This window comes from Nocardioides limicola, from assembly GCF_016827675.1.
Lineage (GTDB): Bacteria > Actinomycetota > Actinomycetes > Propionibacteriales > Nocardioidaceae > Nocardioides > Nocardioides limicola.
On the sequence record NZ_JAERJA010000001.1, the window covers coordinates 179,986 to 206,725 of the forward strand.

Below are 26,740 nucleotides of genomic sequence, written 5' to 3' on the forward strand. Positions count from 1 at the left end.
CACAGCGTGCCCCTTGCGACCGAATCCGCTGCGCTGGACCTGCCCGAATTCACCTTCGGGCGGGTGTTCAGCACGTGGACACTCGATCCGGCGTTGTTCGTGGTGGCGGTCTGGGCCACCGGCGCCTACCTGTACGCCGTGTACCTGCTGCGCCGCCGTGGGGACCGGTGGCCGGTGGGCCGGACGATCGCGTTCGTGGGCGGCGGGATGGGCACCTTCTTCTTCGCCACCCACTCGGGTCTGGGTGTCTATGACTCCACCCTGTTGAGCGTGCACATGGTGCAGCACATGGTGCTGTCGATGATCGTGCCGCTCTTCCTGGCGCTGGGGGCGCCGGTGACGCTGGCGCTGCGCACCCTGCCGCCGGCTCCGCGGAGCTGGCTGCTGGCGTTGCTGCACTCGGGGCTGGCGAAGGTGCTGGGGTTCCCGCCGCTGGCCTTCGGTCTGTTCGTGCTCACTCCGTGGGCGCTCTACTTCTCGCCCTGGTACGACGCCTCGGTCAGCAGCGAGTACGTGCATGCGATGACCCACATCCACATGGTCGCGGTGGGGGCGTTGTTCTTCTGGCCGTTGATGGGGGTGGACCCGCTGCCGGGGCGGGTGGAGTTCCCGTTCCGGATGCTGTTGGTGTTCCTGACGCTGCCGTTCCACGCCTTCTTGGGTCTGACGGTGATGAATCAGGTGACCCTGATCGGCGAGGACCACTATCTGGGGCTGCGGGAGGGGCCGATGGGGGAGTGGCTGCCCGAGGCGCTGGCCGACCAGCATCTGGCTGGCGGGATCCTGTGGGGGTCGGGCGACCTGGTGGCGATCGTCTTCCTGGCGGTGCTGTTCAGCCAGTGGGTGCGTCAATCGCTGAGGGAGGGCGAGCGTGAGGACCGGCGACTCGATCGCCTGGAGGCCCAGCAGCGCCGTGCCGAGGCCGACAATGGCGGACCCGACGGCGGCGCCGCACCGGGCGGCGTACGATGACCGCCGTGACCGGAACCACGCCCCGCAGCGAACCGCTCAAGGTGCTCGTCTACTCCGACGACGTGAACACCCGCCAGCAGGTGATCCTGGCTCTTGGCCGCAGGCCGCACCCCGACCTGCCCGAGGTGGCCTATGTCGAGGTCGCCACCGAGCCGGTGGTGATCCAGCACATGGACGCCGGAGGGATCGACCTCGTCATCCTCGACGGGGAGGCGGTCCCGGCCGGCGGCATCGGCATCGCGAAGCAGTTGAAGGACGAGATCCGTGACTGCCCGCCGGTCCTGGTGCTCACCGGTCGGCCTCAGGACGCCTGGCTGGCCACCTGGTCGCGCGCCGAGGCCGTGGTGCCGCATCCGATCGACCCGCTGCAGCTCGCCGAGGCGGTGGTGGACCTGCTCCGCCGCCCCGCCACCGCCGACGCCTGATGGCGCCCACCTGGCCCGACGTCCTGGGCGCGCTGGTCGCTGGTGAGGACCTGGGCGCGACCGAGGCGACCTGGGCGATGCAGCAGATGCTCACCGGGGAGGCCACCGACGCACAGATCGCCGGCTTCGCGGTGGCGCTGCGCAGCAAGGGCGAGACGATCGACGAGGTGTGCGGGCTGCTGGACGCGATGTTCGCGCAGGCGCACACCCTGCACGTGCCCGGCCGGGTGGTGGACGTGGTCGGCACCGGCGGTGACCGGTCGATGTCGGTGAACATCTCCTCGATGGCGGCGATCGTGGCCGCTGGTGCCGGCGCGCTGGTGGTCAAGCACGGCAACCGGTCGGCCTCGTCCAAGGCGGGCAGTGCCGACGTCCTGGAGTTGCTCGGCGTACGCCTGGATCTGGACCCGGAGCGGGTGGCCGAGGTGGCCGCCCAGGCGGGGATCACGTTCTGTTTCGCGCCGGCGTTCCACCCGGCGTTGCGGCACCTGGGTCCGGTGCGTCAACAGCTCGGCATCGGGACGACGTTCAACTTCCTCGGGCCGCTCGCCAACCCGGCCCGCCCGTCTGCCCAGGCGGTCGGGTGTGCCGATCCGGCGATGCTCTCGGTGATGAGTGGGGTGTTCGCCCGGCGCGGCAAGGACGCCTGGGTGTTCCGCGGTGACGACGGCCTCGACGAGCTGACCACCACCAGTACGTCGCGGCTGCACGTGGTCCGCCGCGGCGAGGTGTCCGAGCATGTGATCGACCCGGCCGACTTCGATCTGCCCCGGGCCACCACCGAGGACCTGCGCGGTGGCGACGCAGCCCACAACGCGGACGTGGTCCGCAAGCTGCTGGCCGGAGCGACCGGGCCGATCCGGGACGCGGTGGTGCTCAACGCCGGCGCCGCGTTGGCGGTGCATGCCCCGGACAAGGGCACGGTCACCGAGCAGTTGGCGGCCGGGATCGCCCGCGCGGCCGAGTCGTTGGACTCCGGCGCCGCGCAGGCGACCTTGGAGCGGTGGATCGCCGCGACCTCGTCCTGACCGCGGTCAGGCGTTGACCCGGTCCCGGTGACGTGCGCCGGTGAGTAGTGCCCAGCCGAGCGGCACCAGGGCGATGATCAGCAGCGCGTCAGAGGCCAGCGCGAGCGGGTCGACGCGTTCGATCCGTGAGGCGACGAAGGTGACCCCGCTGACGGCCAGCAGGGCGGCGTTCCAGCGTGGCACGGCGTGGGTCCGCCACAGCAGGATGCCAACCAGCAGCAGCGACAGCGGCGCGAACCAGCCCCAGGGCAGGTAGGCGAAGAAGGTGCCCGGCTCGGTCTCCCAGAGCGTGTCGACGGCAGCGATCTGGTGCACCTCTTCGAAGACGGCGTCGAAGACGGCGCTGAGGTTGAAGGCGATGCCGCCGCCGAAGCCGCAGACGGCGAGCACCAGCAGCCAGGGCGTGGCTCGTGGCGCGTGGGGCTCCAGGATCCGCAGCAGACCGATCATCGCCAGGATCATGGCCAGGCAGGACCAGACGCCGATGACGCCGCCGCTGACGCCGTGGTTGACCCCCTCGCCGGCGACGACGTACGCCGTGGTGCTGGCGAGCAGCAGCAGTGGCGCGAGAATCAGTGCGCCGCCGAAGAGGCGGCGGTTCGGGGTGGACAGTTCGGGTTCCATGGCAGTGACCTCCTTGTGTCCCCTCCACTGTCGGTGGCGCCCGGCACCCGACGCGACCGTGCCAGCAGGCGAGGTGCGGGTGGGGGTGGCCACACCTGCGACCGGGTGGCTGGACTCATGGCGGACCCCCGTCCCGGCCGGGATACTGCTGGGATGGGCGTGTGGGCACGGCTGGGCCGGAGCCGACTGACCATCGTGGCTGTCGTGGGCACCGTGATGGTGCTGGCGGCGTTCGTCTCGGTGCTGGTGCGTGGACGTCCCGCAGAGGTGTACTACGAGGGCTGGATGTGGCACAACGGCCCGTCCGGGGTGCTGCTGCTGTGGCTGAGCCGGCTGGTCCTCACTCGTCGTCCGGGCCACGCGGCCGGCCGGGCGCTGCTGGTGATCGCAGGTGTCTCGGTGCTGCACGTCGTGACGATCGCCCCCTTCGACGCGCTGGCCGTGGCGGACGGCATCGACATCGCCGCCGACCCGGCCTGGGCGCCGATCCCTGCCGAGTTGCCGCTGCGGTTGGCGGTGCTGCTGCTGATCATCAGCGTGGCCTGGGTGCCCGCACCTGCGCTCGCGATCACGGTCCTGTTGCTGGTCTTCCCCGACGGCCACCTGCCGAGCCGTCGCTGGCGGCCGGTGGCGGTGCTGGCCGTGCTCGGCATCGCGACCCTGATGCTCGCCTTCACGATCGACGCCTGGCCGACGGCGGACTGGCCGGCGGACGACCCGCCCTTGTTGGTGGACCTGCTGGTCATCGCCGGTGGGCTGATGGTGCTGGCCGGGGCGGTGGCGGGGGTGGCGGCTCTGCTGGCCAGGTGGCGTCGTACGGACCGGGCCCAACGCAGCCCGTTCCGGGTGGTCGGCCTGGTCGCGATCTGCAGCGCCCTGGTGACCACCGTCAGCTACCCGTGGCAGCAGGTGTGGACGCCTGCCGTCCTGGTCGCCTTCAACGCGCTGTTCCTCTCCTACGGGTTGGCGGTGGCCCGCTATCGGTTGCACGATCTGGAGCCGGTGTTGGGGCGGGCCACGGTCGCCGTGGTGCTGGTGGTCGGGGTGGCGCTGTTGTACGTCGGGGTCGTGGTCGGCCTCGGCAGCCTGGTCGGCACCCGGGTCGACAATGTCTGGTTGCCGTTGCTGGTGGTCGCCCTGGTCGGGCTGCTGATCGAGCCGGCCCGGCGCCGGGTCCGAGCGCTGGTGGACCGACAGCTGTATCGGCGCAGCGCCGACCGCACCGAGGTGTTGGCGCAGTTGGCGGCCCGAGCCAGCTCAGAAACTCCTGAGCAGGTGCTGGCCGACGTGGCCGACCTGCTGGTCTCGGGCACCGGGGCGACTCGGGCGGAGGTCTGTCTCGACCTGGACGGGACGATCGAGGTGGCGGCGGCCTCCGGGACCGCCGACGAGGCGGAGCCGACGCTGCGGCGCGATGTCGTATACGCAGGACAGCGGCTCGGCGAGCTGCGGCTCTTCTCCCGGGCCGCTGCGGATCTGGTGCCTGACGCCGGGCAGGTGCTCGCCGATGCCGCCCACGGACTGGCCGTGGTGTTGCGCAACGCCCGGCTGACCGCGCAGTTGCGGGCACAGGTGGCGGAGTTGGCGCGATCGCGGGAGCGGCTGGTCGACGAGCAGGCGCGGGCGCGCCGCGCGTTGGAGCGGGACATCCACGACGGCGCCCAGTCCCGGCTGATCGCGGTGCGGTTGCGGGTCGGTCTGGCAGCGGCCCTTGCCGAGGCCGGTGACCTGCCCGGGGTCGGCGCCGAGTTGGCGGCGTTGGCCGCGGAGGTGGAGGCGGCGGTGCGTTCGCTGCGGGACCTGGCCCGAGGGGTCCACCCGCCGATCCTGGCGCAGTCCGGTCCCGCCGCGGCGTTGGCTGCGCACGTCCGGAACCTGCCGGTGCCGGTCACCGTCCACCAGCGCGACCTGGGCCGCTACCCGGCGTCCACGGAGGCAGCTGTCTATTTCGCCTGCCTCGAGGCCGTCCAGAACGCGGTCCGGCACGGTCGCGCCGGCCGCGTCGACGTCGACCTGGCCGAGGACAGTCGGGGCCTGACCTTCCGGGTGGAGGACGACGGGATCGGCTTCGACCCCGGCCGAGGGTCCACGGGCACCGGACTCGCCAACCTCCGGGACCGGATCGAAGCGCTCGGAGGCACCAGCCGCGTCGATTCGGCGCATGCCCGGGGGACCCGCGTGGAGGGGTGGCTGCCGGTCGCCCAGGATCGAGTGAGAGGAGGCCGCTGATGGCCGTCGCAGTGGAGATGGTGCTGGTGGGCACCCGGGAGCAGCATGACGCTCTGGACGCCGACATGGGGGAGGCGCTGATGGAGCGTGGTGGCCCGCCGCCGGGTCTTGTCGTCCATCTGGCCCGCCCGACCGAGGGCGGCTTCGTGTTCCTCGACGTGTGGCGCACCGAGGCCCAGGCGCGGCAGTTCCTCGATGAGGTGCTGTTGCCGACGATCGGTCGCGCTGGCCTGGGCTCGCCGACGCCCACGATCACGCCGGTCTGGGGGATGGCCGGCCTCTGAGGACGGCTGTCGGCGTCAGCCGGTGGTGGCGGCCAGGTAGATCAGCACGGCCCGGACCCGACGGTGCACCTCGGTGTCCCCAGGCTCCAGACACAGTTTGGTGAGCACCGAGGAGATGTGCTTCTCCACGGCACGCTCGGTGAGGGTGAGCCGCCGGGCGATGGCGGCGTTGCTCAAGCCGGTGGCGATCAGTTCGAGCACCTCGGTCTCCCGCGGGGTCAGCTGGCTCACCGGGGAGTCCTGGCTACGTGACCGTGCCTGGATCAGGGCTTCGACGACCAGCGGGTCCAGCACGGTGCCGCCGGCCTGCACGGTCGCAACCGCGTGCCGGATCTGGGCCAGGTCGCCGACCCGCTCCTTGAGCAGGTACGCACGCCGGGCGGCGCTCGGTTCGAAGAGGCGCATCGCCCACTCGGGTTCGACGTACTGGGACAGCACGACGACGCCCAGGTCGGGGTGCGTGGACGCCCACTGTTCGGCGGCCCGGATCCCTTCGTCGGCGTTGTCGGGGGGCATCCGGATGTCGGTGATCACCACGTCCGGCCGGTGTTCGTCCACGGCGGCCAGCAACTCGGGCAGGTCGGAGGCGGTGGCCACCAGTTCGACCTCGGACTGGGTCGCCAGCAGCAGCCGCAGACCCTCGCGGATCAGGAAGCTGTCCTCCGCGGCCACTGCCCGGATCGCCATGTGCACAGGGTACGCGCCGGGACGGGGCGCTCAGCTGTCCAGCGTCTCGAAGACGGTCAGGTGCCGGGCGGCGCCTCCGATCGGGGACGCCCAGTCGCCGTCGACATCGACCAGCCGGATGCCCGGTGACTCCAGCCAGGCCAGGATCCGCTCGGTCTCCTCGGCGCTGGCCGCCGGCAGGGGGCCGGGCTCGCAGGTGACCGCCTCGGCTCCGGCGCGCAGGTCGGCCACGAACGCGTGCGCGTCGGCGCGGGGCGGGATCACCCCGGCGGCCACCAGCCGACCGTGGCGTACGACGTGCACCTCCCAGCGGCCCTGATCGTCGGCGCGGGCGGCGACCAGTTCGGGACAGCGGGTGAGCGCGGTCAGCCGTTGCCCGCGGGCGGCGGCCCGGACCATCGCCGCCAACTGGTCGCGGGCGTTCGCGGCGTCCTCGTACCGCTCCTGCCCGGCCAGGGCTGCCATCTGTGCGTTGAGGGCGTCGACCACGTCGTCGGCCCGGTCGGTCAACGCGTCGCGCAGTTGCTGGACGAGGGCGGCGTACCCGGCCGCGTCGACGCCACCGTCGCAAGGGGCCAGGCAGCGACCCATCTCACCGAGTGCGCACCGGGACCCGGCCGGGGTGAGGGCGAGCCGATCGGTGCACTGGCGGATCGGGAAGGTGGCATGCAGCGCGGCGAGGGCCTTCTCGGCGACCTTGCGGGAGCTGAACGGGCCCACGAAGTCGGTCGCGTCGTCCCGGATCCGCTTGACCAGGGAGAGTCGCGGCCACGCTTCGGTGGTGACGGTGATGAAGTGGGAGCGTTCGGGGTACTTGGACCGGCGGTTGTAGGGCGGCTTGTGGGTGGCGATCATCCGCAGCTCCCGGACCTGCGCCTCGAGCGTGGTCGCGCACTCGACGGCGTCCACGGCGGTGGCGATCGCGACCATCTCACCGATCCGGGACCTGGTCTCCGAGGCGGTGAAGTAGGACCGGACCCGGCGGCGCAGGTCGCGGGAGGTGCCGACGTAGAGCACTTCGTCGCTGGGACCGCGGAAGAGGTAGACGCCCGGGGCATGGGGGAGTGGCTCGGCCAGGTGCCGTTTGCGGCGTTGTGCCGCGGTGACGTGCGAGGTGAAGGTGTGCAACTCCTCCAGGGTCTGCACGCCGAGGTTGCCGAGTCGGGCCAGCATCCCGTGCAGCACGTCGACGGTGGCGCGGGCGTCGGCCAGCGCCCGGTGGTTGGGGGTGGTGTCGGCGCCGAAGACCCGGGCCAGGGTGCCGAGCTTGTGGTTGGGGGCCTCGTCCTTGGTGACCACCCGCCGGGCCAGTTTCACGGTGTCCAGCACCTCGAAGCGGGGCCAGTCGAGGCCGAGCCGCTCGGCGTCGTGCTTGAGGAAGCCGACATCGAAGCCGGCGTTGTGGGCGACCAGCACGCAGCCCTGGGCGAACTCCAAGAAGGCGGGCAGCACCGACTCGATCGGCGGCGCGTCGGCGACCATCCGGTTGCTGATCCCGGTGAGCACCGCGATGAAGGGCGGGATCTCGGCGCGGGGGTTGACCAGGGTCTGGAACTCGCCCAGCACCTCGCCGCCGCGCACCTTGACCGCGCCGACCTCGGTGATCCGGTCGCCGTTGGCGGCCGACCCGCCGGTGGTCTCCAGGTCGACCACGCAGAAGGTGGTGTCCCGCAACGCCCGTCCGAGCTCGTCGAAACTGCGCTGGTCCTCCCAGCGGGGGGCGAGGGTCGGGGCGGTGCTGGTCACGTCCTTGACGCTAGAGGTCGGCACCGACAGAACGCGCCTGCCACACCGTGGCCGCCTCGGTGGCCGTAGGCTGGACGGGTCCCAGCCGCATCGCCCGCACCGACGAGGAGCCAGAAGTTGTCCGTCGCGATCCCCGACGCCCAGACCCGTTGGCGCTGCGCCGGCTGCGGCAACCTGACCCGGTTCGACGTCACTCGCAGCCGCCGGACCACTCAGTTCTGGCACTTCGATCTGGCCGGTGACCACCAGGTCGAGGAGACGACGGTGCTGGCCGAGGACCTGGAGACGGTCAGCTGTCGCTGGTGTGGCCGGGCCGACGCGATCGAGCTGGTGGACCGCGCCTCGGTGACTGCGGCCGAGATCTCGGAGTGACCCGGAGTCACTGATGGTCACCGGCCGAGCCCTCCCCGAGCAGGTGCGGGCTCGACTGTTGGCGCTGGCCGCCGAGGCGCTGCCCGACACCCCGAGCCTGCCGCCGGCGTTGCGGCGGGTCGCCGACTTCGCCCCCGCGCGGCGGGCCCGGCTGGGCGGCACCCAGATCGCGGCTGCGCTGGAGTCCGACGACGAGTTCCGCGCCCGGCTGGCGACCCGGGTGCAGGCGACCCACCCGGAGTTGGCGGCACTGCCGGAGGCGGCCGACCCGGTGGATGTGGCGGCCGCGGCCTGGCTGATCCGGGACGAGGATTGGCAGCAGCGCTTCGAGGAGGCGGTCGGCCGGGTCGACGCGCGCGCCCAGGCGGACGAGGCGTCCCGCACTGCGGATGAGTTGTCCCGGGCGCTACGCCGGGTCGAGGAGGCCGAGCGACTGCTCGCCGAGCAACGGGACCTCGTCGGAGCGCAGGCCGCGCAGGCCAAGGCGGAGCACACGCTGCTCCGGCAGCGGCTCGGGGAGGCACGGGCCGCCGAACGGGCGGCGTTGGCCCGCGCCGAGCAGGCCGAGGCGGTGGCCGACGAGCTGGCCCGGGCGCAGCGCAGTGCGGACTCGACCGCGGACGCGGAGGTACGCCGTTGGCGGCGCCGCGCGGAGGAGGCCGAGGCCCGGCTGGCGGCGCTGCGTCGTACCGGACGGAGCGAACGCGACGAGGCGACCCTGCGGGCGAGGCTGCTGCTGGACACGGTGCTGCGGGCCGGCGCCGGCCTGCAGCGCGAGTTGGGCCTGCCGCCGGTCGAAGGGGCGCCGGCGGACCGGGTCGAGGCCGACCTGGCCGAGGCCGGCAGGTCGTCGACCGGGGTGCTGGGTGGTGACGGTGGCGCGTTCTTGGAGCAGCACCTGGCGTTGCCGTTGGCGCGGCTGGTGATCGACGGCTACAACGTGACCAAGGGGGCCTGGCCCCGGTTGCCGCTGGAGAAGCAACGCACCCGGCTGGTCAGCGGTCTCGCCTCGCTGGTGGGCCGCACCGGCGCGGAGGCGACGGTGGTCTTCGACGCCGCCGAGTCGACCGGCCGTGGGGTCGGGGTCACCCCGCGGGGGGTGCGAGTGCTGTTCAGCCCCGAAGGCGTGATCGCCGACGACGTGATCCGGCAGTTGGTGGCCGCCGAACCGGTGGGGCGGGTGATCGTGGTGATCACCGACGACCAGGAGCTGGCCACCGACGTGGCTCGCGCCGGCGCCACCGTGCTCTCCGCGGCCGCGCTGCTCTCCCTGCTCTGACCCGCCCCTTCGGTGGTCGAGTGTCCGCGAGGAACGAGCGGATGTATCGAGACCCCCTTGAGGGCCCCGACACGCCGGGAACAGTGCGTGTCGGCCGGGAATGTCGGAGCCTTCGTCAACAGTGCGGTCCATGAGCACACGAATCGATTGCGACACCTGTCTGGTCCGCGGGCTGCACTGCCACGACTGTGTGGTGACAGTGCTCCTGGGGCCACCCCCGGAGATGGAGATCGACGACGACGAGATGGCGGCGCTGGGGGTGCTGGCCGCGCAAGGGCTGGTGCCACCGTTACGGATGGTGACTCCTGTGGCGTCGCCGGAGCTGGGAACGGCCTGACACGCCGCCTCGGGGGTTTGCAGCCGTTGGGGCAGCCGTCTAGTCTTCAGAGGTCGCAGACGGACAAGGGTGTCCGTTCACTGCGCCCCCACTTTCGAAGCACCCTGCCAGGAGACACATCCCCCGTGCCCCACCACACGAGGTATCGCGCCACGCGAGTCGGTCGACTGATCAGCGGACTCACCGGAGCCGCGGTGGTGGCGACGATCGCCGTCGTCCCCGCCGCTCAGGCCGAGCCGGACAAGGTGGAGCAGGCCAAGACCACGGTGGACCGTCTCTACCATCAGGCCGAGCAGGCCTCGGAGCGTTACAACGACGCCCGGGTGGAGCTCGAGGACCTGCAGGCTGACCTGCGGACGCTGCGCGCCGACGAGCGCCGGCAACGTCGTCAGCTCGACGCCGTCCGGGACCAGGTCACCGACGTGGTCGTGCGCCAGTACCAGGGCGAAGGCGTCACCGCGATGAGCCAACTGGTGACGGCCAAGGACCCGACCCTGTTCCTGTCCCAGCTCTCCACCGTCTCCACGTTCTACTCCATGCAGGGCCAGCTGTTCTCCAGCTACGACATCGAGATCGCGGCGATGCAGATCCGCCGTGAGGCGATCCGGGAGCGCACCGACCGGGTGCAGCGGCTCGAGGGTCGTCTCGCCGCCGAGAAGGCCGAGATCGACGAGAAGTACGACGAGGCCAAGAAGGTGCTCGATCGCCTCGAGGCCGAGGAGCGGGCCAGGATCGCGGCCGCGTCCCGCAGCGGGCACTCCACCCGGCTGCCGGACAACGTGCCCGCCTCGGGTCGGGCCAAGGTGGTCGTCGACTGGGCGCTCACCCAGCTCGGCAAGCCGTACTCCTGGGGCTCCGGCGGACCCAACTCCTATGACTGCTCCGGCTTCACCTCCGCGGCCTGGCGCCAGGCCGGCGTCTCGCTGCCGCACTCCTCGCGCGCCCAGTTCGGGGTCGGTCGTCGAGTCGACCGCAACAGTCTGCAGCCGGGCGACCTGGTCTTCTACTACTCGCCGATCAGCCACGTGGGGATCTACATCGGCGGTGGCCGGATCGTGCACGCCGCCCGCCCCGGCGTCGGCGTGGTGATCTCCGGTGTCTTCTCGATGCCGTACACCGGTGCCGTCCGCCCCGGCTGATCCACCCCCGAGCACCGGCCGCCTCAGCATCGGCCGCCGCACTCGCGCGGCCGCACTGATCGGCTGCCTGCTGGCCGTGCTGCTCGTCGGCTGTCAACGCGACTACGCCGTCGAGCTGCCGGACTCCACGAACGCCCAGGTCGAGCCCGCGCTGGCCGCGGCGGCGCTGCGGGATCTCGTTTCCGCGGTGCGCGCCGGCGACCTCGAGGCCGCGGCAGCGTTGGCGCCGGCCGACGACGCGGCCGCCCAGGAGTTGCTGCGCGGGATGGTCGCGAACGCGGTCGCGATCGGGGTCGAGGACTTCTCGCTGCGTTACGTCGCCGATCTCGGCGGGGTCAGCGCCGAGGGCGGTTGGCGGGCCACCGTGGACGTGGCCTGGTCGTTCGAGGACTTCCACACCACCCCGGCACTGACCGAGGTGGTGGTCTCGTTCGCGCGCAGCGACGCCGGGTTGGCGGTCACCGGCATCGGCGGCCACGGCCGACGGTCGCCGCTGTGGCTGACCGCAGGCGCTCTGGAGGTACGCCGCGGCCCGCAGACGCTGGTGGTCGTCGACGCCGACGCTGCCACTGCGGACCGCTACGACGAGATGGCCCGGGCCGCGGTGCCGGTGGTGCATGAGGTGCTCCCGCAGTGGCATCCGCGGCTGGTGGTCGAGGTGCCCCGTGACCCTGAGGCGCTGGCGGCCGCCCTGGACGTGGCGGTGCATGAGTACGCCCAGGTGGCGGCGGTGACCGCGGCCGCGGACGGCTCGACGTCCCGGTCCGCGCCGGTGCATGTCTTCGTCAACCCGCGGGTGTTCGGGGCGCTGGGCGACGAGGGCGCCCAGGTGGTGCTCAGCCACGAGGCGGTGCACGTGGCGACACAGGCGCCCTTCGCGCCGCTGCCGCTGTGGCTGTTGGAAGGGTTCGCCGACTATGTGGCGTTGCGTGACGTCGACCTGCCGCTGACCACCACGGCCGGCCAGATCGCCGCCCAGGTGCGCGCCGACGGGGTGCCCGAGGAGTTGCCTGGGCCGGACGAGTTCGCGACCAACAGGCAGCATCTGGGCGCGGCGTACGAAGCGGCCTGGCTGGCGTGCACCACCATCGCCGCGCATGCCGGCGAGGAGGCGTTGGTCGAGCTGTATACCCGCGCGTCGGCGGGGGAGCCGGTCGAGGACCTGCTGGTCGAGGTGATCGGGTGGACGTACGAGGACCTGGTGGCTGCCTGGCAGCAACGACTCCGGACGCTGCCGTGAGGCGGGTCGCCGCGGTGACGGTGCTGGTCGCGCTGCTCGGTTTCGGGGTGCTGGCCGCGGTGCTGGTGCCGTGGCAGCCGGTGCCGGAGTCGCTGGGGCCGTTGGTGTTGCCTGAGGCCGCGGAGGTGTTCACCGCCGAGGAGTTGGCTGCCTCGGCGGCGTACTCGTGGCCGGCCCGGTGGTGGAGTTGGACCGGGCTGGCGGTGTCGCTGGCGGTGGCTGGGGTGCTCGGGTTCACCCGGCTCGGCCGCGCCCTGATGGCGCGGCTGCCGAACCCGTGGTGGCTGCGCGCCTGGTGCGGGGTCGCGGTGGTGCTGTTGGCCGGTCGGCTGGCGACGCTGCCGACCGGGGTGGGGGGTTGGCGGCTGCGGGTCGAGCACGGCCTGTCCACGCAGACCTGGGCCGGCTATCTGCGCGATGTCGCGGTCGGGTTCACCGTGAATGTGGCGATCACCGGACTCGCGGTCGTGGTGCTGCTGGCGATCGTCCGCCGGTGGCGGACCTGGTGGCCGGCGATCGCGGCCGGGGCCTTCGCTGCGCTGGTGCTGGCCGGGTCCTGGCTGTTGCCGGTCCTGGTGGAGCCGCTGTTCCACGAGTTCACGCCGCTGGCCGAGGGGGAGTTGCGCACTGAGGTGATCGCTCTGGCCGAGGCCGAGGGGGTCGAGGTCGGCGAGGTTCTGGTCGCCGACGCGTCTCGTCGTACCACCACCTTGAATGCGTGGGTCTCCGGGTTCGGCTCCACGAAGCGGGTGGTGCTCTACGACACCTTGGTCGAGGACCTGCCCCGCGATGAGGCGATGTTGGTGGTGGCCCACGAACTGGCGCATGCCGCGCACTCGGACGTGCTGGTGGGTACGACGCTGGGTGCGCTCGGCGTCGCTGCCGCTGTCGCTGCCCTGGGGCTGATTGCCTTTCCCGTCGGTCGCGGGAGCGCGGGCGGGGGGGCCGGTGGAGCTGGTCGGGACCGCCGCCCCACTCCCACTCCCACTCCCACTCCCGCTCACGTGCCGTTCATCCTCGCCCTGGTCGCCTTCGCCTCGGTGGTGGTCGCGCCTGCGGAGAACGGGCTGAGTCGCCTGGTGGAGTTGCGTGCCGACGTGGTGGCGTTGGAGGTCACCGGGGATGCGGAGGCGTTCGAGCGGATGCAGCGTGGCCTGGCGTTGCGTTCGCTTCGAGACCCGGAGCCGCCGCGTCTGTCGCAGTGGTGGTTCGGCTCCCATCCGACGGTGCTGGAGCGGATCGGGCTGGCGCGGCTCTACGGTCACGCCGCCCGGGAGTAGTCGACCAGGTCGATCGCGATCGGGGTGCGCAGTCGGCGGGTGCCGGTGTGGTCGACGAGGTACGTCGCCCCGTGCGGGTCGCGCCACAGGTAGACGGCGGGGAAGGGTTGCGCGACCTTCCAGCGGCCATGGGTCTTGACCCGGTGGTGGAAGGCGGTCATCGGTCCGTAGTTCCCGATCCGTGAGGATCCCGGCTCGTCGCCGTGAGTCGATCCCGGCTCGCGCCAGGGCACGGTGTGGTCGATCTGCATGCTCGACCACCCGTCGTTCACGCAGGCGGGGGAGAAGGGGAACACATCGGCCGGTGTCAGCAGACACACGGCCTGTCTATGTCGATCCGGGATCTCGTACGAGTGCACCGGCGCCAGCCCCAGCGGGTCCAGCACCGGGCGGATCACGAAGGACGCCTTCTCACCCAGCGTCTGCCGGGCCCAGGCCTCGGTGACCGGGCCGATGCCCTCCAGGCGGGCAGTGTCGCAGGTGTCGGTCTTGACCAGGCCGGTGACGGGCTGTGCCGCGCCGCCGACCGGTGCGCCGCCGACCAGGTCGCCGCCGTACATGTGCAGGTAGAGGGTGAGCCGGGGCAGCAGCGCCCGCCAGTCGATGACGGGGGCGTCGCCGGTGGGCTGGCCGCCGCCGCGGCGGAAGGCGACCACGGCATCGTCGACGATCCCGCTGGTGGCCGGCTCGCCGTCGGTGGGGCGCTGCTTCCAGGCGGCGTATTGGGCGAGGAACCGGGTGGCGTACGCCGGGTTGGCCAGCAACACCATCGCCATCGCCCGGCGATGGTCCTCAGGTGCGTCCGAGCCCAGCGCCCGCAGGGCTTCGGCCAGGTAGGCGACGGTGGCGTCGACGCGGGCGATGCCGGCGGCGTCGGTGCGCAGGTAGAAGCCGCGCATCCCTTCGCCGGTGGATCGGGTGGCCCGGGCGAACTGTTCCCGGCGGGCGGCCTCCTCGCGCTGCCGAGCCGCCTCGGGGTCGGCGCCGACGATGGAGGCCTCGACGAGGGTCTCGAACTGGCTCCAGGAGATCCGGCCGTCCGCGGACTCGGCGACCCGGGAGTCGACGTACTTCGCCTGTTCCAGGGACAGGTCACGGCAACGGCGGGTGACGAACCGGGCATACGACGCCTCCACCTCGAGGGCCTGGACCCGCTGCCACAGTTGCGGGAAGCGGTACTGCAGGTCGAGGGCGGTGGCGATCAACTGTTCGCCGGCGTAGGAGGACTTGCCGAGTCGCGCGCCCAGGGTCGCGCCCGCGAAGCTGGCGACGTACGGCGTGCCGGGGCCGCCGTAGTGCCGGGCGGTCTCCCGGCCGGGGAGGTCGGCGGCGCGCGGGTCGAGCGAGTCGGGGCCGTTGATCGCGGCCCACTCGGCAGCCGCGCGGATCAGCTCCACCTCGGTGTGCCGCTGGCGGAGCGCGAGCATCTCGACGGCGTCGAGGACTCCAGTCCCCGTCATCTCGTCGAACGCGATCGCCTCGGCCATGGATCAAGCCAAGCAGGGACCACCGACAGTTTCGCGGTTCGGTGGTCGAGTGCCGCGACGTTTCGGTGGTCGAGTGCCGCCGAGGAACGAGGCGGTGTATCGAGACCAGCCGCCCGTTTCGGTGGTCGAGCGCGGCGACGTTCGGTGGTCGAGTGCCGCCGAGGAACGAGGCGGTGTATCGAGACCACGCGCCCGGCCGCCTGGAGTCTCGATACGCTCGCTGGCGCTCGCTACTCGACCGCCGATATGCGCGGGATCGGTGGTCGAGTGCCGCCGAGGAACGAGGCGGCGTATCGAGACCACCTCCAACGGAAATGAGCAGTGGCCCGACCGCGGGGTTCGGCCGGTCGGGCCACTGTGGGTGTGGGGGCCGGGGACGGGGACCCCGGCGCGCCCAAGACTCTGGGGTGGTTAGCAGGTGCTGCCGGTCCGCGTGGCGACATCGGTGCAGAAGTCCTCATAACTGTCCCGGACGGTTCCGCCCAGGATGAAGACGGCTGCGACGATGAGCGCGGCGACGCCGGCGATCAGGAGCCCGTACTCGACGGCCGAGGCGCCTGACTCCGAGCGGACGACGCGCGACGGTGGTTGGGCCGTTGCGGGCTGTTCCTGACGTTGGCTCACGGGTGCCTCCCTGGTCAGTGGCTCACGAGGACATCGGGTTGATCGGTTCGAGAAATGCAGCGTGGGGAGCAGGCCGAAGGTCTGCTCCCCACGCTGTTGAGAAGGACAGGATCAGCAGGTCCCGGAGTCGATGCAACCCTCGACGTCGGAGAACATGTCCCGGATGGTGCCTCCGAGGAGGAACACGACGGCGATGATCAGGGCGGCGATGCCGGCGATGAGCAGGCCGTACTCGACCGCGGATGCGCCGCGCTCGTCCATACCGGCCTTGCGGCCTTCGAGCATGATCTTCAGGTACTGAATGGCAGTCATTGTGTTTCCTCCATTGGTAGTCATATCCCCTAGGGGCTGTCGTCCTCTGGGCTCCCTCCCTGCGGACAAGTGAACTGTGTCACGGATGACCCGGGCCCTACATCCTGCGACCGCCCACCCTCACGTAGTCATTTGGGACTAGTCGGGTGGCTTCTTAGGTCCCGAGGTCCCGGATCGGTGCCCAAAAGGAGGGGCCCATGGTCACCAACCCGGCATGGGCCGAGTGCAGTGGCGCCCCCGGCGGTCCCAGCCGGTCGCGGCCACTCAGGGTCGGAAGCCCTCCAGCATCCCCATCCGGATGGCGGTGACCAGGGCCTGGGCCCGGTTACTGGCGCCGAGCTTGGTGTAGATCGAGGAGATGTGGGTCTTCACCGTGGATTCGCTCATGTAGAGCTGCCCGGCGATCTCACCGGCGCTGAGGCCGTCTGCGAGCAGCATCAGCACCTCCCGCTCCCGCTCGGTCACCTGCGGGCCGGTCATCCGGCGCACCATCGCCTCCGGCAACCCCGCGCACAGGAACGTCCGCGGTGACAGTTGGGCGTGTCTGGCGGCGGCGACAACGTCGTCGGCCGGAGCGTCCTTGCCGACGAAGGCCGACGCGCCGGCCTCCATCGCAGCGAAGATCTGCTGATCGCCGGCGTGCATGGTGAGCACCACCAGGCCGGTCGCCGGGTGCGAGGCGCGGATGCTGCGGACCAGGTCCAGTCCGGTGCCGTCGGGGAGTCGCAGGTCGGTGACCACCACGTCTGGGGTGGTCTCGGCGAAGAGTTCCATCGCCTCGGCGACGGTGCCCGCCTGACCCACCACCTCCATCTGGTCCTCGAAGGCCAGCGCCAGCCCCTGACGAATCAGCTCGTGGTCGTCGACCAGCAGCACTCGGGTCACTGCTTCCTCACCTCGATCGTCACGCCACCATCATTGCGTACGGTGAGCTCGGCGCCGATCCTCCGCGCCCGCTCGGCCATGATCGTCATCCCCTGGGAGTCGCCGGCGGCCTCCTGTAGGCCGACCCCGTCGTCGCTGACCTGCAGGAAGAAGCCGTCCGGCGAGCTGGCGAACTCCAGCAACAGTCGGCTGGCCCGGGCGTGCTTGACGGCGTTGTGGGTGGCCTCCTGGGCGATCCGGAGCAGGTGGTGGGCGACGTCATCGTCGAGCTGCACGCGCTCTCGGATCTCCATGGTGACCTCCAGCGGGGTGGTGGCCCGCAGATGGGCGGCCAGTCGCTGCAACTGCTCGCCCAGGGTCGCCGGCGGCGCATTCTCCGAGCGCAGGTCATAGACGGTACGCCGGATCTCGCCCACCACCCGGGAGATGGACTGTCGCAGGCTGCGCAGCCCCTGCTCCTGCTCCGGGTCGGAGGTGCGGGCCGCCAGCGCGTCCACCAGGTAGCCGAGCGTGGCCACCTCCTGGGCGATCCCGTCGTGCACCTCACGGGCCAGTCGTTGCCGCTCATCCGCGGTCGCTCGCTCCCGCAGCCGGGCGAAGGTCAACGCGCTGTCCAGGCCGACCGTAGCCTCGGCCAACTCCATCGAGGCCAGCGCCTGGCGGACCCCCGAGCTACCCGGGCGGACGATGCCATGCAGCACCGCGACAGGCCCGGTGTCGGTGCGCAGCGCGAACGCGAAGTGGGCCCCCTCGAGCACCGGCGCCTTCGACTCCCAGGCGGCGCGCAGTTGCTGCTGCCGTGCGGCGGAGTGGTCGGTGGCCGGCGAGTCCACCACCGGACTGAACTGGTCCCCGACCGGTACTGAGACCGCAGCGGCGATACAGCCCGGGATCTCGTCGATGGCCCGGCCCTGCAGGTGCTCGGCCATCGGCACCGGGTCCAGCCCGGCGCTGAGCTCGTCGCTGAGGTCGAGGACGCTGGTGAGCAGCCGCCGCGCCTCGGCGTAGCTGTGCAGCGTCTGGTCCCGCGCCCGGCTGGTTCGGTGCACGAAGATCGCGATCATCGCCAACCCGACCCCGGCGGTGAACCACAGGGTGATCGCGGCCGCCACGTCGGGGTCGGCGTCCTCCCCGGCCTGGATGGCTCGGAGCACGATCGCCCCGAGCTCCAGGGCGAGCACCAGCACGGCGCCACGGGCGCCCTTCCACAGGCCGACCACCAGCGGGGAGACGACCAGCGCTGGCAGCATCGTGGGGTGCTCGGTGAAGACGAGGAGTACTATCACCGCCACCGTCACTGCCTCGAGCACCAGCACCAGGTCCCGGGCGAACCGGGTGATCAGGGTGGCGAAGAAGAAGGTCGCCCAGACCAGGCTCAACAGGACGGCTGCGAACAGTGCCTCGGAGTCGCCGTTGAGCAGCGCCGGCAACAGCACCAGGATCGCGGCGAAGCCCCGGACCGCCCCGGTGACCTGGGCGAAGGTCCAGTTGGCGTCCGGCTTCTGTTGTGTGGTCAGAACGAGTCCATCATGCTGATGGCCGCCGGCCCCATCACCGCAATGAAGAGGGTCGGCAGGATGAAGAAGATCAGCGGAATGGTGATCTTCACCGGCACCTGCTGGGCCTTCTCCTCGGCGTGCTGACGACGCTTGACCCGGATCTCGTTGGACTGCACCCGGAGCACCTGCCCGATCGGGATGCCGAACTGGTCGGCCTGCACCATCGCGCTGGTGAAGGTGCGCAGGTCGGCCACGTCACTGCGGTCACCCATCGACCGCATCGCCTCGGCGCGGCCACGTCCCAACTGCATCTCCTGGAGGGCTCGGGCGAACTCCTCGCCGATTGGTCCCTCGGTGTTGCGGGCCACCTGCTGCATGGCGGCGTCGAAGCCGAGCCCGGACTCCACCGAGATGGTCAGCAGGTCGATGGCGTCGGGGAGTTCGCTCCGGACCAACTTTGATCTGTCATAGGCGAGTTGGTAGAGGTACAGGTTCGGTGCCAGGAAGCCGACAATCACACCTCCGGCCACCACTGGGATCCAGACTGGGAAGGAGATGCTCATGATCAAGCAGACGACTGCGGACAAGCCGAAGCCAAAGAAGGCCACGACCACCTTGGCTGCGGCCACCCGGTCCACGTTCCATCCGGCTGGGTTGCCAGCCAAGTCGAGTTTGCGACGGACCCGCTCGGCGCTGTCGGCTCCGCTGAGGCGACGCCCTAGATTCATCGCACGTTGATAGAGCGGTGCAAGCACGCGTTCCCCGAAGGGGCGGTCGGCCTCAGCCTTGATCAACGCCTCAGGGGCAGCGGTGACTTGGTCCAGGTAGGCCAGCGACTGGGCCAGCCCGGTGCGTTCTTTGCTCAACCCGCCCACGGCGGCGAAGAGCACGAAGAGCGCCACGAAGACCAGCACCACGCCGATCAGCAGTGTCGTCGATGCCATCTCACACCTCCACCTTGACGAGTTTGCTCATCCAGAATGCACCTATGGCCAGCCAGAGCGAGCCACCGACGAGCATGACGATGCCGCGGATGTCGGTGAAGAGCACGTTCACGTACTCCCACTGCGTCAGCGTCAGGTACACCAAGAACAGGGGCGGCAGCCCACCCAGCACCCAGGCCGACAACCGACCCTCCGCCGACAGCGTCTTCACCTGTCGTCGCAAGTACTCACGCTCGCGCAGCGTCCCCGCGACGGTGAGCAGGAGTTCGGCCAGGTTGCCACCGACCTCACGCTGGATCCGGATCGCCATCACCACCCAGGCGAAGTCCTTGCTCTGCATCCGGGCGGCCACATCGTCCATGGCGGCCTCCAGGGGAACGCCCAGTCGGTTCTCGATCAGCACGCGCTTGAACTCACCGGAGATCGGCTCGTTGCCCTCTTTGACCACGGCATCGATCGCCTGAGTGATCGACAGGCCTGCCTGCAGACCACCGGCGATCATTTGCAGGGTGTCAGCCAGAGCTGCCTGGAACTTGTTCAGGCGCCGGCTGCGCTTGAGGCCCAGCCAGACCCACGGCACCAGTGCCCCGATGGCGAGGAAGACAATGAGCCACAGGAACGAACCGCCGCCGAGCAGGAACCCGACGAACGCCGCCCCGATCGCAATACCGCCGTGCATCAGGATCCACTCGGCCGGCTTCATAGCGCTGCCCGCTGCCACCAGTCGCGCGTTGACCTTGGCTTCCAGCCCCTTGTTGCGGTTCAGCATCTTGGTGGCCGCACCCCGGGCCTGGTCGCCGAACGCCACGTGCTCGGTGGCACCCGCGCCGCCACCTGCCACGGCGTACGCCCCGATCCGGTCCTCCACCGAGGCCGGCTGCGGCCGGGAGCCGACCATCACCGCGATCAGCAGTCCGAGCATGCCCACCCCCAGCGCGCCGACGCCGGCGTACATCCAGGTGGCGGAGACGGCCGGCCAGGCGAACCCGCCGGTCCCCGCCACCGGCGGGGGAGCGGGCGGCTCGGCGTCGACCGCCGGCCGGACCTGGCCGAAGGCGGTCACCCTCAGGTCGCCGCCGGCAGCGGGCAGCAGCACCGTCACCTCGGCCTGCTCACCCACCCCGGACGGCACCGCCGCAGTGACCAGCACCTGCCGGCCCAGCGACTCCGCCTCCGCAGTGAAGGTCCGCTCCAGGTTGTTCGAGTCCGCGTCGATCACCGCGCCGCCACCGGCGGCAGCCAGGTCACGCAGCGGAGCCGCGCCGCGGCCGGTGAACTCCAGGGTGACCACATCCACGTGCACCCGAGCGTCGGTGATCGCCGCGAGCGGCGCCGCCAACTCGGTGTCGGTGGTGTCCCGGCCATCGGAGAGCACCAGCACACTGCGGGCGCCGTCGTCACCGGCCATGGCCACCGCTTCGATGATCCCGTCATAGAGTGCGGTCTGCCGCTGCAGTTCCAGACCGTCGATCACGGCGCGGGCCGCGGCCCGATCGGTGGTCGGCTCCAGCGCCCGGGTCACGTCCCGGGCATAGGTGACGATCCCGATCCGCAGGTCGGAGGGCACGGTGTCCAGATAGACCTGCGCTGCCCGGGCGGCGGCCTCGATCCGCGCGCCGGCCATCGAGTTGCTGACATCGATCGCCAACACTGTGGTCCGGACCAGGTCGGTGGTGTCCGAAGCGAGCACGGCGCGAGCGGCCACGTCCTGGCCGCCGATCGACGCCGCGACCCCGTCCAGGTCCACGTCCACGCCGGCCGGCACCCCGACCAGCACCTGCACCTCGTCACCCTCGGGTCCGATGTGGTTGATCGTCGCCGCGAGAGCAGGACTGGACAGCCCGAACGTCAACGCGATCAGGCCGAGCAGTCCGGTCAGACGCCGCATCAGTTGCCATCCATGGCGAACAGCATCGGGTCGACCCGCACGTTGGCGTCGGCCATCTTCTCCAGGAACTTCGGCCGCAGTCCGGTGGAGACCAGCCGCCCCAGCCGGCGCCCCTCGGAGTCGTAGCCGGCGGAGTTGTCGTAGATGAAGATGTCCTGGAGGGTGATGATGTCGCCCTCCATCCGGTCGATCTCGGTGACGTGCGAGATGTGCCGGGTGCCGTCCTTGAAGCGGGTCTGGTGCACGATCACGTCCACCGCCGAGCTCACCTGCTCCCGGATCGCCCGCACCGGCAGGTCCATGCCGGCCATCAGCACCATCGTCTCCAGGCGGGCCAGGGTGTCCCGGGGGCCGTTGGAGTGCAACGTACAGATCGAGCCGTCGTGACCGGTGTTCATCGCCTGCAGCATGTCCAGCGCCGAGGAGTCGCGGACCTCACCGACGACGATCCGGTCCGGCCGCATCCGCAGGCTGTTCTTGACCAGGTCGCGGATGGTGACCTCGCCCTTGCCCTCGATGTTCGGCGGCCGCGACTCCAGCCGGACCACGTGGTCCTGCTTGAGCTGCAGTTCGGCGGCGTCCTCGATGGTGACGATCCGCTCGTCGTTGGGGATGAACGAACTCAACACGTTCAGCGTGGTGGTCTTGCCGGCGCCGGTGGAGCCGGAGACGATGATGTTCAACCGGGCCTTCACGCACGCCTCGAGGAAGTCCGCGGTGCGCTGTGACATGGTGCCGAACCGGACCAGGTCGTCGGCGGTGAACGGGTCGGTGGCGAACTTCCGGATCGTCAGCGCGGAGCCGTCCAACGACAGCGGCGGCACGATCGCGTTCACACGGGAGCCGTCGGGCAGCCGGGCGTCCACCATCGGCGACGACTCGTCGACGCGACGGCCGATCCGGGTGACGATCTTCTCGATGGTGCGCCGCAGATGCGCCTCGTCGGCGAAGGTCGTCTCGACCTTGACCAGCCTGCCGTGCTGCTCCAGGAAGATGTTGTCGTGGCCGTTGACCATCACCTCGGAGACGTCGTCGTCACGCAGGTACGGCTCGATCGGGCCGTAGCCGAGGATGTCGTCGCTGATCTCCTGGGTGACCCGGGCCCGGTCGGCGCCGGACAGCGGCCGGTCCTGGGTGGCCAGCACGTCCGCCAGCACCGTCTTGACCTTGCCCTCCAGCTCCTGCTGGTCGACGTTGGCGTCGTAGAGCTGCGGACCGAGTTGCTTGAGCAGTTCGGTGTGCACCGAGGACTTGATCTCCTCGATCCGGTCCGCAGCCTTGCGCCACGCGGCGCGCTTGCCGCTGCCGGCCTCCTCAGCGGCCGCAGCCGCAGTGGCGGCGCGCTTGCCCGGAGTGTTCCCACCCTCGGCGCGGGCCAACTCATCCTTGACCGGCGGCGCCTCCCCGGAGGCGTGCTTGCCACTGGCGTCCGGCTTCCCTCCCCGGGCAGCCGCTGCTGCGAGTCGATCTCCCAAAGAACTCATCAGCGTCCTCGTTTCCTCCCGAAGCGTCGCCGCTTCTCCTCACTGTCCATGTCGTCGTCCGGCTCGGGTCTCCCTCCCGGTGGCACCGGCTCGTCCGCGAGCTCCTCCGCAAGTCGGCGGTAGGCCTTGCTGGCCTGCTGGTCCGGATCGGCGATCACGATCGGGCTGCCGGCGTTGGTGGCGGCCGCGATCCGCACCGAAGAACCGACCTCGACCGAGATCGGCATCCCCAGGATGCTCTCCACCCGCTCGTTGGTGATGCCCAACTCCGGATCGGCGCGGTTCAGCAACAGATGCCGTCGGTCCTTGGCCAACTGGAGCAGGTCCATCGTCTCCAGCGCCACCTTGACGTTCTTCAACGTCGGCACGTCCAACGTGGCCACCACGACACACTCGTCGGTCTCGTCCAACGCGGTCAGAGTGAGCTCGTCGAAGCTCGGCGCCGTGTCCACCACGACGTACTCGAACATCCCGGTCAACGTCCGCAGCACCCGAGAGACCAGCCGCGGGCTGATCCGGTCCCGGGCATCGGGCAGCGTCGGTGCGGCCAACACCGACAGCGAGGCGTCATGCTTGGTCAGCAGCGACTCCAGCATCGCCGGGTCCAGGTCGTCCTCGGAGCCGATCGCCTGCTCCAGCGTGTGCGACGGCATCAACTGCAAGGTGATCGCCACGTCGCCGAACGCCAGGTCGAGGTCGACCAGGCACACCTGCCGGGCGCCACCATTGGCCAGCGCCAACGCCAGGTTCACCGAGGCAGTGGTCTTGCCGACTCCACCCTTGGGGGAGAAGACGGTGATCATCTTGCCCTCGCGGTGCAGGCCACCCGCGCCACGCACCGCCACCCAGTACTGGTACGCCGAGTCGACGGCGCCGCGCACCGCCTCCTGGTCACCGAGGCCGACCACATCACGGGCGCCGGCCGCCATCGCCTGCCGGAGCACACCGGCATCGAGGTCGGCGTCCTCCCGGACGATCACCACCGAGGTGGTGGGCCGGGAGAACCGCAACTTCGCGGCGATGTCGGTCGCCTCGTTCAGGTCGACGCTCGGCCCGAGCACCACGACGTACTCCTCGGGGTGCCGGTCCAACCAGGCATCGAGGTGAGCCCGCGAATCCATCACGTGCGACCCGGCCGGCATCACCGGACTGAGCTTGGCGGCCGTCTCCGGTGCCTTTTCAACGACGACAGGCATGGTGGCTTCCTAGCCTCTCCCTCAGAAGAGGTTGATGATGGTGGCTCCGGGACCGGCGGACAGTTCGCTGGACTCGGTGGTCAGGCCGAACGCGAGTTGGCCGATCTCCTGGGCGAGCAGGATCTTCTCCGCCTGCTCCTTGGTCACTGCCAACGTGATCAGGGTCCGTGGCAACTGCTCCGACACGGTGCCGCCGTCCTCGGTGGTCACCGTGGTGGTGATCGGGGTGGTGGATCCGACGCCGAGCACCTGTACGCGGTCCAGTAGCAGACGGCTGAAAGCGAGGGTGGTCTGTGCCCCATCCTGGTTGCCACCCTGGCTGCCGGTCTCCTCCGCACGGGTCACGAAGATCGCCACCTCGGAGCTGGGGCTGACGAAGCCGGCCACCCGGGCCGGGTCGGTCAGGTTCACCGACATCGCGATCATCCCCTCGGGGATCTGCAGCACCGCCGAAGCGCCCTCGGCGCCGGCGCCGAACTTGCCCGGGATCAACTGCTCACCGGGGAAGATCCGGGTCAACGCCACCTGGCCGGAGATCTCCGTGGTGGACGTCAGCGCCCCCGGGAGGATCTGCTCGGACGGCACCGGCTGCAACTGCAGCTTCCCGGCGCGCTGCGCGACGTCGATGCTCTCACCGGGCTCGATCGTGGTGACCACCCGGAGCACCTCCTGGGCGTTGAACCGCTCCTCGGCGCGGGTGTCCGCCCCACGGGCGTACAGGAAGACCAACAGTGTGCCCAGCGCGGCGATCACTGCGGCTACCAGCAACAAAACCTTGCGACGATCCATCGTGTGTTCCCTCCTCGGAACGCGCTCGACACGCATCCCCCCTCTGTCACAGCTCCATCAGCCGTCACAGTCCTACTTGGCCAAAGCCTGCCCTACTTGCCGGGACCTTGGGACCGGATTGACCAACTGTGCGCAAATTGAGATCGGTCCCTGCCCTCCCAGTCAGGGAGACGGCTCAACGTGCGAACAATGACTCGACTTCGTCACGCAATTCGCGCATCACCACATTGCGCTTGAGTTTGAGGCTCGGGGTCAGAAGTCCCGCCTCCTCGGTCCAGTCGTCGGCGAGCACCGTGAACTTCCGGATCGACTCGGCCTTGGAGACCGCCTGGTTCGCGTCATCGACGGCCGCCTGGATCTCGGCGAGCAGATCCGGATCGTCCACCAGCTCCGCGGCACCACCGGACTTGCCGTGCTGCTCGGCCCACGCCGGCAGCGCCTCAGCATCCAGGGTGATCAGGGCCGCGATGAACGGCTGCCCGTCACCGACCACCATGCACTGGGAGACCAGGGCGTGGCCGCGCAGCCGGTCCTCCAGCACCGTCGGGGCGACGTTCTTGCCGCCCGCGGTCACCAGGATCTCCTTCTTCCGGCCGGTGATCCGCACGAAACCCTCGTCGTCGACCTCGCCGACGTCGCCGGTGTGGAACCAGCCGTCGTTGCTCAACACCTCACGGGTGGCGTCCTCGCGGCCCCAGTAGCCGGTGAAGACCTGACCGCCGCGGAACAGCAACTCCCCGTCGTCGGCCACCCGCACCGCCGTGCCCGGCAACGGCCGGCCGACGGTGCCGATCTTCTGCGCCTCGGGCAGGTTCACCGTCACCGCGGCCGTGGTCTCGGTGAGCCCGTAGCCCTCGAGCACGTTCAGGCCGATGCCCCGATAGAAGTGGCCCAGCCGTTCCCCGAGCGGCGCTCCGCCGGAGACGGCGTACTCACAGTTCCCGCCGAGCTTCTCCCGCAGCGTGCCGTAGACGAGCTTGTCGAAGACCGCATGCCGGGCCTTGAGCCGCAGCGGCATCCGGCCGCCGTCCAGCGCCCGGGACCAGGCGATCGCAGTGTCCGCGGCCGCATTGAAGATCTTGCCCTTGCCGTCGGCGGTGGCGCGCTGGGAGGCGGTGTTGAACACCTTCTCGAAGACCCGCGGCACCGCCAGGATGAACGTGGGGGAGAAGGACTCGAAGTCCTCCAGCAGCCGGGTGATGTCCGCGGCATGCCCGAGCCGCACCCGGGCCTTGATGCAGCCGACCTGGATGATCCGCGCGAAGACATGCGCCAACGGCAGGAACAGCAGCGTTGAGGCACCCTCGGTGGTGAACAGCTGGTCCAGCTCCTCGACAGCCACCGAGAGCTCGAACTCGAAGCCGCCGTGCGTCAGTTGGCAGCCCTTCGGCTCACTGGTGGTCCCCGAGGTGTAGACGATCGAGGCCAGGTCGCCCGGCCCCGCCTGGGTACGACGCTCCTCCAGGTCGGCGTCGGAGATGTCGGCGCCGAGCCGGGAGAGCACCTCGATCGCGTTGTCGTCGAGGGACCAGACGTGGTTCAGGTCGGGCAGGTCGCCGCGGCACGCCGCCACCTTGGCCAGGTGGGCGGCGTCCTCGACCACCACCGCCTTGGCGCCGGAGTCGCCCAGGTAGTGCTGCACCTGCGCGGTGGCGGCGGTCTCGTAGATCGGCACCGTCACCGCCCCGGCGAACCAGATGGCGTAGTCGAGCAGCGTCCACTCGTACCGGGTCCGCGACATCAGCCCCAGCCGGTCGCCCGGCTCGATGCCGGCAGCCACCAGGCCCTTGGCCACCGCGACCACCTCGGCGTGGAACTGGGCCGCGGTCACCGGCAGCCATTCGGTGGCATTGGCGGTGCTCCGCTTGCTCAGGACGACCACGTCACCGTGGTCGCGAGCATTGGTGACCACGTCATCGGTGAGGTTCCCGGTGGTCGGCAGGTCGATCGTCAGGGGGGTCGAGAACTCGCGCACACCATGCAGGCTAGT

The 26,740-nt window shown here is 70.5% G+C and carries 25 protein-coding genes; 11 read left to right on the top strand and 14 right to left on the bottom strand.

The annotated features are described in order from the left end of the window. Positions 1-6 precede the first annotated feature (6 nt). From JKG67_RS00895 to trpD, 3 genes are read left to right on the top strand one after another with little or no spacing between them, the layout of a single operon-like run. Positions 7-972, top strand: a complete 966-nt coding sequence (locus JKG67_RS00895) for a cytochrome c oxidase assembly protein (RefSeq protein WP_203335378.1) — start codon at positions 7-9, stop codon at positions 970-972. Positions 973-977: 5 nt separating this feature from the next. Further along, positions 978-1,397, top strand: a complete 420-nt coding sequence (locus JKG67_RS00900) for an Rv3143 family two-component system response regulator (protein ID WP_307816361.1) — start codon at positions 978-980, stop codon at positions 1,395-1,397. Next, positions 1,397-2,425 carry an anthranilate phosphoribosyltransferase gene (trpD, locus tag JKG67_RS00905; RefSeq protein ID WP_203335380.1) on the top strand — a complete coding sequence of 343 codons (1,029 nt, stop codon included), beginning with the start codon at positions 1,397-1,399 and terminating at the stop codon, positions 2,423-2,425. The genes JKG67_RS00900 and trpD overlap by 1 nt, the downstream gene beginning before the upstream one ends. A gap of 6 nt (positions 2,426-2,431) precedes the next feature. Here the strand turns inward: trpD and JKG67_RS00910 are convergent, their stop codons facing one another. Continuing rightward, entirely contained in the window at positions 2,432-3,049 is a 618-nt protein-coding gene (locus tag JKG67_RS00910; RefSeq protein WP_203335381.1) for a hypothetical protein, read from the bottom strand. A 153-nt stretch (positions 3,050-3,202) separates the two neighbouring features. Here JKG67_RS00910 and JKG67_RS00915 point away from each other — a divergent pair, with 153 nt between their 5' ends. Further along, complete coding sequence (locus JKG67_RS00915) at positions 3,203-5,278, top strand: sensor histidine kinase (protein ID WP_203335382.1); 2,076 nt, start codon at positions 3,203-3,205, stop codon at positions 5,276-5,278. Beyond that, a complete protein-coding gene (locus JKG67_RS00920; protein WP_203335383.1) occupies positions 5,278-5,562 on the top strand; it encodes a hypothetical protein in 285 nt (94 codons plus the stop codon). Before JKG67_RS00915 ends, JKG67_RS00920 begins: the two co-directional genes overlap by 1 nt. 15 nt (positions 5,563-5,577) lie before the next feature. Here the strand turns inward: JKG67_RS00920 and JKG67_RS00925 are convergent, their stop codons facing one another. Next, positions 5,578-6,249, bottom strand: coding sequence for a response regulator transcription factor (locus tag JKG67_RS00925; RefSeq protein WP_238997769.1), 672 nt, complete (start codon positions 6,247-6,249; stop codon positions 5,578-5,580). A 30-nt stretch (positions 6,250-6,279) separates the two neighbouring features. Next, entirely contained in the window at positions 6,280-7,995 is a 1,716-nt protein-coding gene (locus tag JKG67_RS00930; protein ID WP_203335384.1) for a DEDD exonuclease domain-containing protein, read from the bottom strand. 117 nt (positions 7,996-8,112) lie between these two features. Here JKG67_RS00930 and JKG67_RS00935 point away from each other — a divergent pair, with 117 nt between their 5' ends. The 6 genes from JKG67_RS00935 to JKG67_RS00960 all read left to right on the top strand — a co-directional run bounded on the left by JKG67_RS00935 (position 8,113) and on the right by JKG67_RS00960 (position 13,642). Further along, the gene (locus JKG67_RS00935) at positions 8,113-8,367 is read left to right on the top strand and encodes a hypothetical protein (RefSeq protein ID WP_203335385.1); all 255 of its coding nucleotides are present in this window, start codon (positions 8,113-8,115) and stop codon (positions 8,365-8,367) included. Positions 8,368-8,380: 13 nt separating this feature from the next. Beyond that, a complete protein-coding gene (locus tag JKG67_RS18775; RefSeq protein ID WP_203335386.1) occupies positions 8,381-9,646 on the top strand; it encodes an NYN domain-containing protein in 1,266 nt (421 codons plus the stop codon). Between the two features lie 130 nt (positions 9,647-9,776). Next, the gene (locus JKG67_RS00945; RefSeq protein ID WP_203335387.1) at positions 9,777-9,983 is read left to right on the top strand and encodes a hypothetical protein; all 207 of its coding nucleotides are present in this window, start codon (positions 9,777-9,779) and stop codon (positions 9,981-9,983) included. Between the two features lie 125 nt (positions 9,984-10,108). After that, positions 10,109-11,122 (top strand): C40 family peptidase, encoded by a 1,014-nt coding sequence (locus tag JKG67_RS00950; protein WP_203335388.1) that lies wholly within the window; start codon positions 10,109-10,111, stop codon positions 11,120-11,122. After that, the gene (locus tag JKG67_RS00955) at positions 11,103-12,362 is read left to right on the top strand and encodes a hypothetical protein (protein ID WP_203335389.1); all 1,260 of its coding nucleotides are present in this window, start codon (positions 11,103-11,105) and stop codon (positions 12,360-12,362) included. Before JKG67_RS00950 ends, JKG67_RS00955 begins: the two co-directional genes overlap by 20 nt. Next, a complete protein-coding gene (locus tag JKG67_RS00960) occupies positions 12,305-13,642 on the top strand; it encodes a M48 family metalloprotease (RefSeq protein ID WP_307816362.1) in 1,338 nt (445 codons plus the stop codon). Before JKG67_RS00955 ends, JKG67_RS00960 begins: the two co-directional genes overlap by 58 nt. Here the strand turns inward: JKG67_RS00960 and JKG67_RS00965 are convergent. From JKG67_RS00965 to JKG67_RS01015, 11 genes are all read right to left on the bottom strand, one after another. Continuing rightward, positions 13,624-15,129 (bottom strand): DUF222 domain-containing protein, encoded by a 1,506-nt coding sequence (locus JKG67_RS00965; RefSeq protein WP_203335390.1) that lies wholly within the window; start codon positions 15,127-15,129, stop codon positions 13,624-13,626. The two genes, JKG67_RS00960 and JKG67_RS00965, sit on opposite strands and share 19 nt — an antisense overlap. Positions 15,130-15,540: 411 nt before the next feature. Then, positions 15,541-15,753 (bottom strand): Flp family type IVb pilin, encoded by a 213-nt coding sequence (locus tag JKG67_RS00970; protein ID WP_203335391.1) that lies wholly within the window; start codon positions 15,751-15,753, stop codon positions 15,541-15,543. Positions 15,754-15,864: 111 nt separating this feature from the next. After that, positions 15,865-16,065, bottom strand: coding sequence for a Flp family type IVb pilin (locus JKG67_RS00975; RefSeq protein ID WP_203335392.1), 201 nt, complete (start codon positions 16,063-16,065; stop codon positions 15,865-15,867). A 264-nt stretch (positions 16,066-16,329) separates the two neighbouring features. Continuing rightward, positions 16,330-16,950, bottom strand: coding sequence for a response regulator transcription factor (locus JKG67_RS00980; protein WP_203335393.1), 621 nt, complete (start codon positions 16,948-16,950; stop codon positions 16,330-16,332). Beyond that, positions 16,947-18,380, bottom strand: a complete 1,434-nt coding sequence (locus JKG67_RS00985) for a sensor histidine kinase (protein WP_203335394.1) — start codon at positions 18,378-18,380, stop codon at positions 16,947-16,949. The genes JKG67_RS00980 and JKG67_RS00985 overlap by 4 nt, the downstream gene beginning before the upstream one ends. An 83-nt stretch (positions 18,381-18,463) precedes the next feature. Further along, on the bottom strand, positions 18,464-19,393 hold the full coding sequence (locus tag JKG67_RS00990; RefSeq protein ID WP_203335395.1) for a type II secretion system F family protein: 930 nt from the start codon (positions 19,391-19,393) through the stop codon (positions 18,464-18,466). Between the two features lies 1 nt (position 19,394). After that, a complete protein-coding gene (locus JKG67_RS00995; protein WP_203335396.1) occupies positions 19,395-21,281 on the bottom strand; it encodes a type II secretion system F family protein in 1,887 nt (628 codons plus the stop codon). Next, positions 21,281-22,765 carry a TadA family conjugal transfer-associated ATPase gene (locus tag JKG67_RS01000; protein ID WP_203335397.1) on the bottom strand — a complete coding sequence of 495 codons (1,485 nt, stop codon included), beginning with the start codon at positions 22,763-22,765 and terminating at the stop codon, positions 21,281-21,283. Before JKG67_RS01000 ends, JKG67_RS00995 begins: the two co-directional genes overlap by 1 nt. Then, positions 22,765-23,961, bottom strand: coding sequence for a CpaE/TadZ family protein (locus JKG67_RS01005; protein WP_203335398.1), 1,197 nt, complete (start codon positions 23,959-23,961; stop codon positions 22,765-22,767). Before JKG67_RS01005 ends, JKG67_RS01000 begins: the two co-directional genes overlap by 1 nt. Before the next feature lie 21 nt (positions 23,962-23,982). Then, on the bottom strand, positions 23,983-24,750 hold the full coding sequence (gene cpaB, locus JKG67_RS01010; RefSeq protein ID WP_203335399.1) for a Flp pilus assembly protein CpaB: 768 nt from the start codon (positions 24,748-24,750) through the stop codon (positions 23,983-23,985). 175 nt (positions 24,751-24,925) lie between these two features. Continuing rightward, positions 24,926-26,725: an AMP-dependent synthetase/ligase gene (locus JKG67_RS01015; protein ID WP_203335400.1), complete on the bottom strand. Its 1,800-nt coding sequence runs from the start codon at positions 26,723-26,725 to the stop codon at positions 24,926-24,928. Between the last annotated feature and the right edge of the window lie 15 nt (positions 26,726-26,740).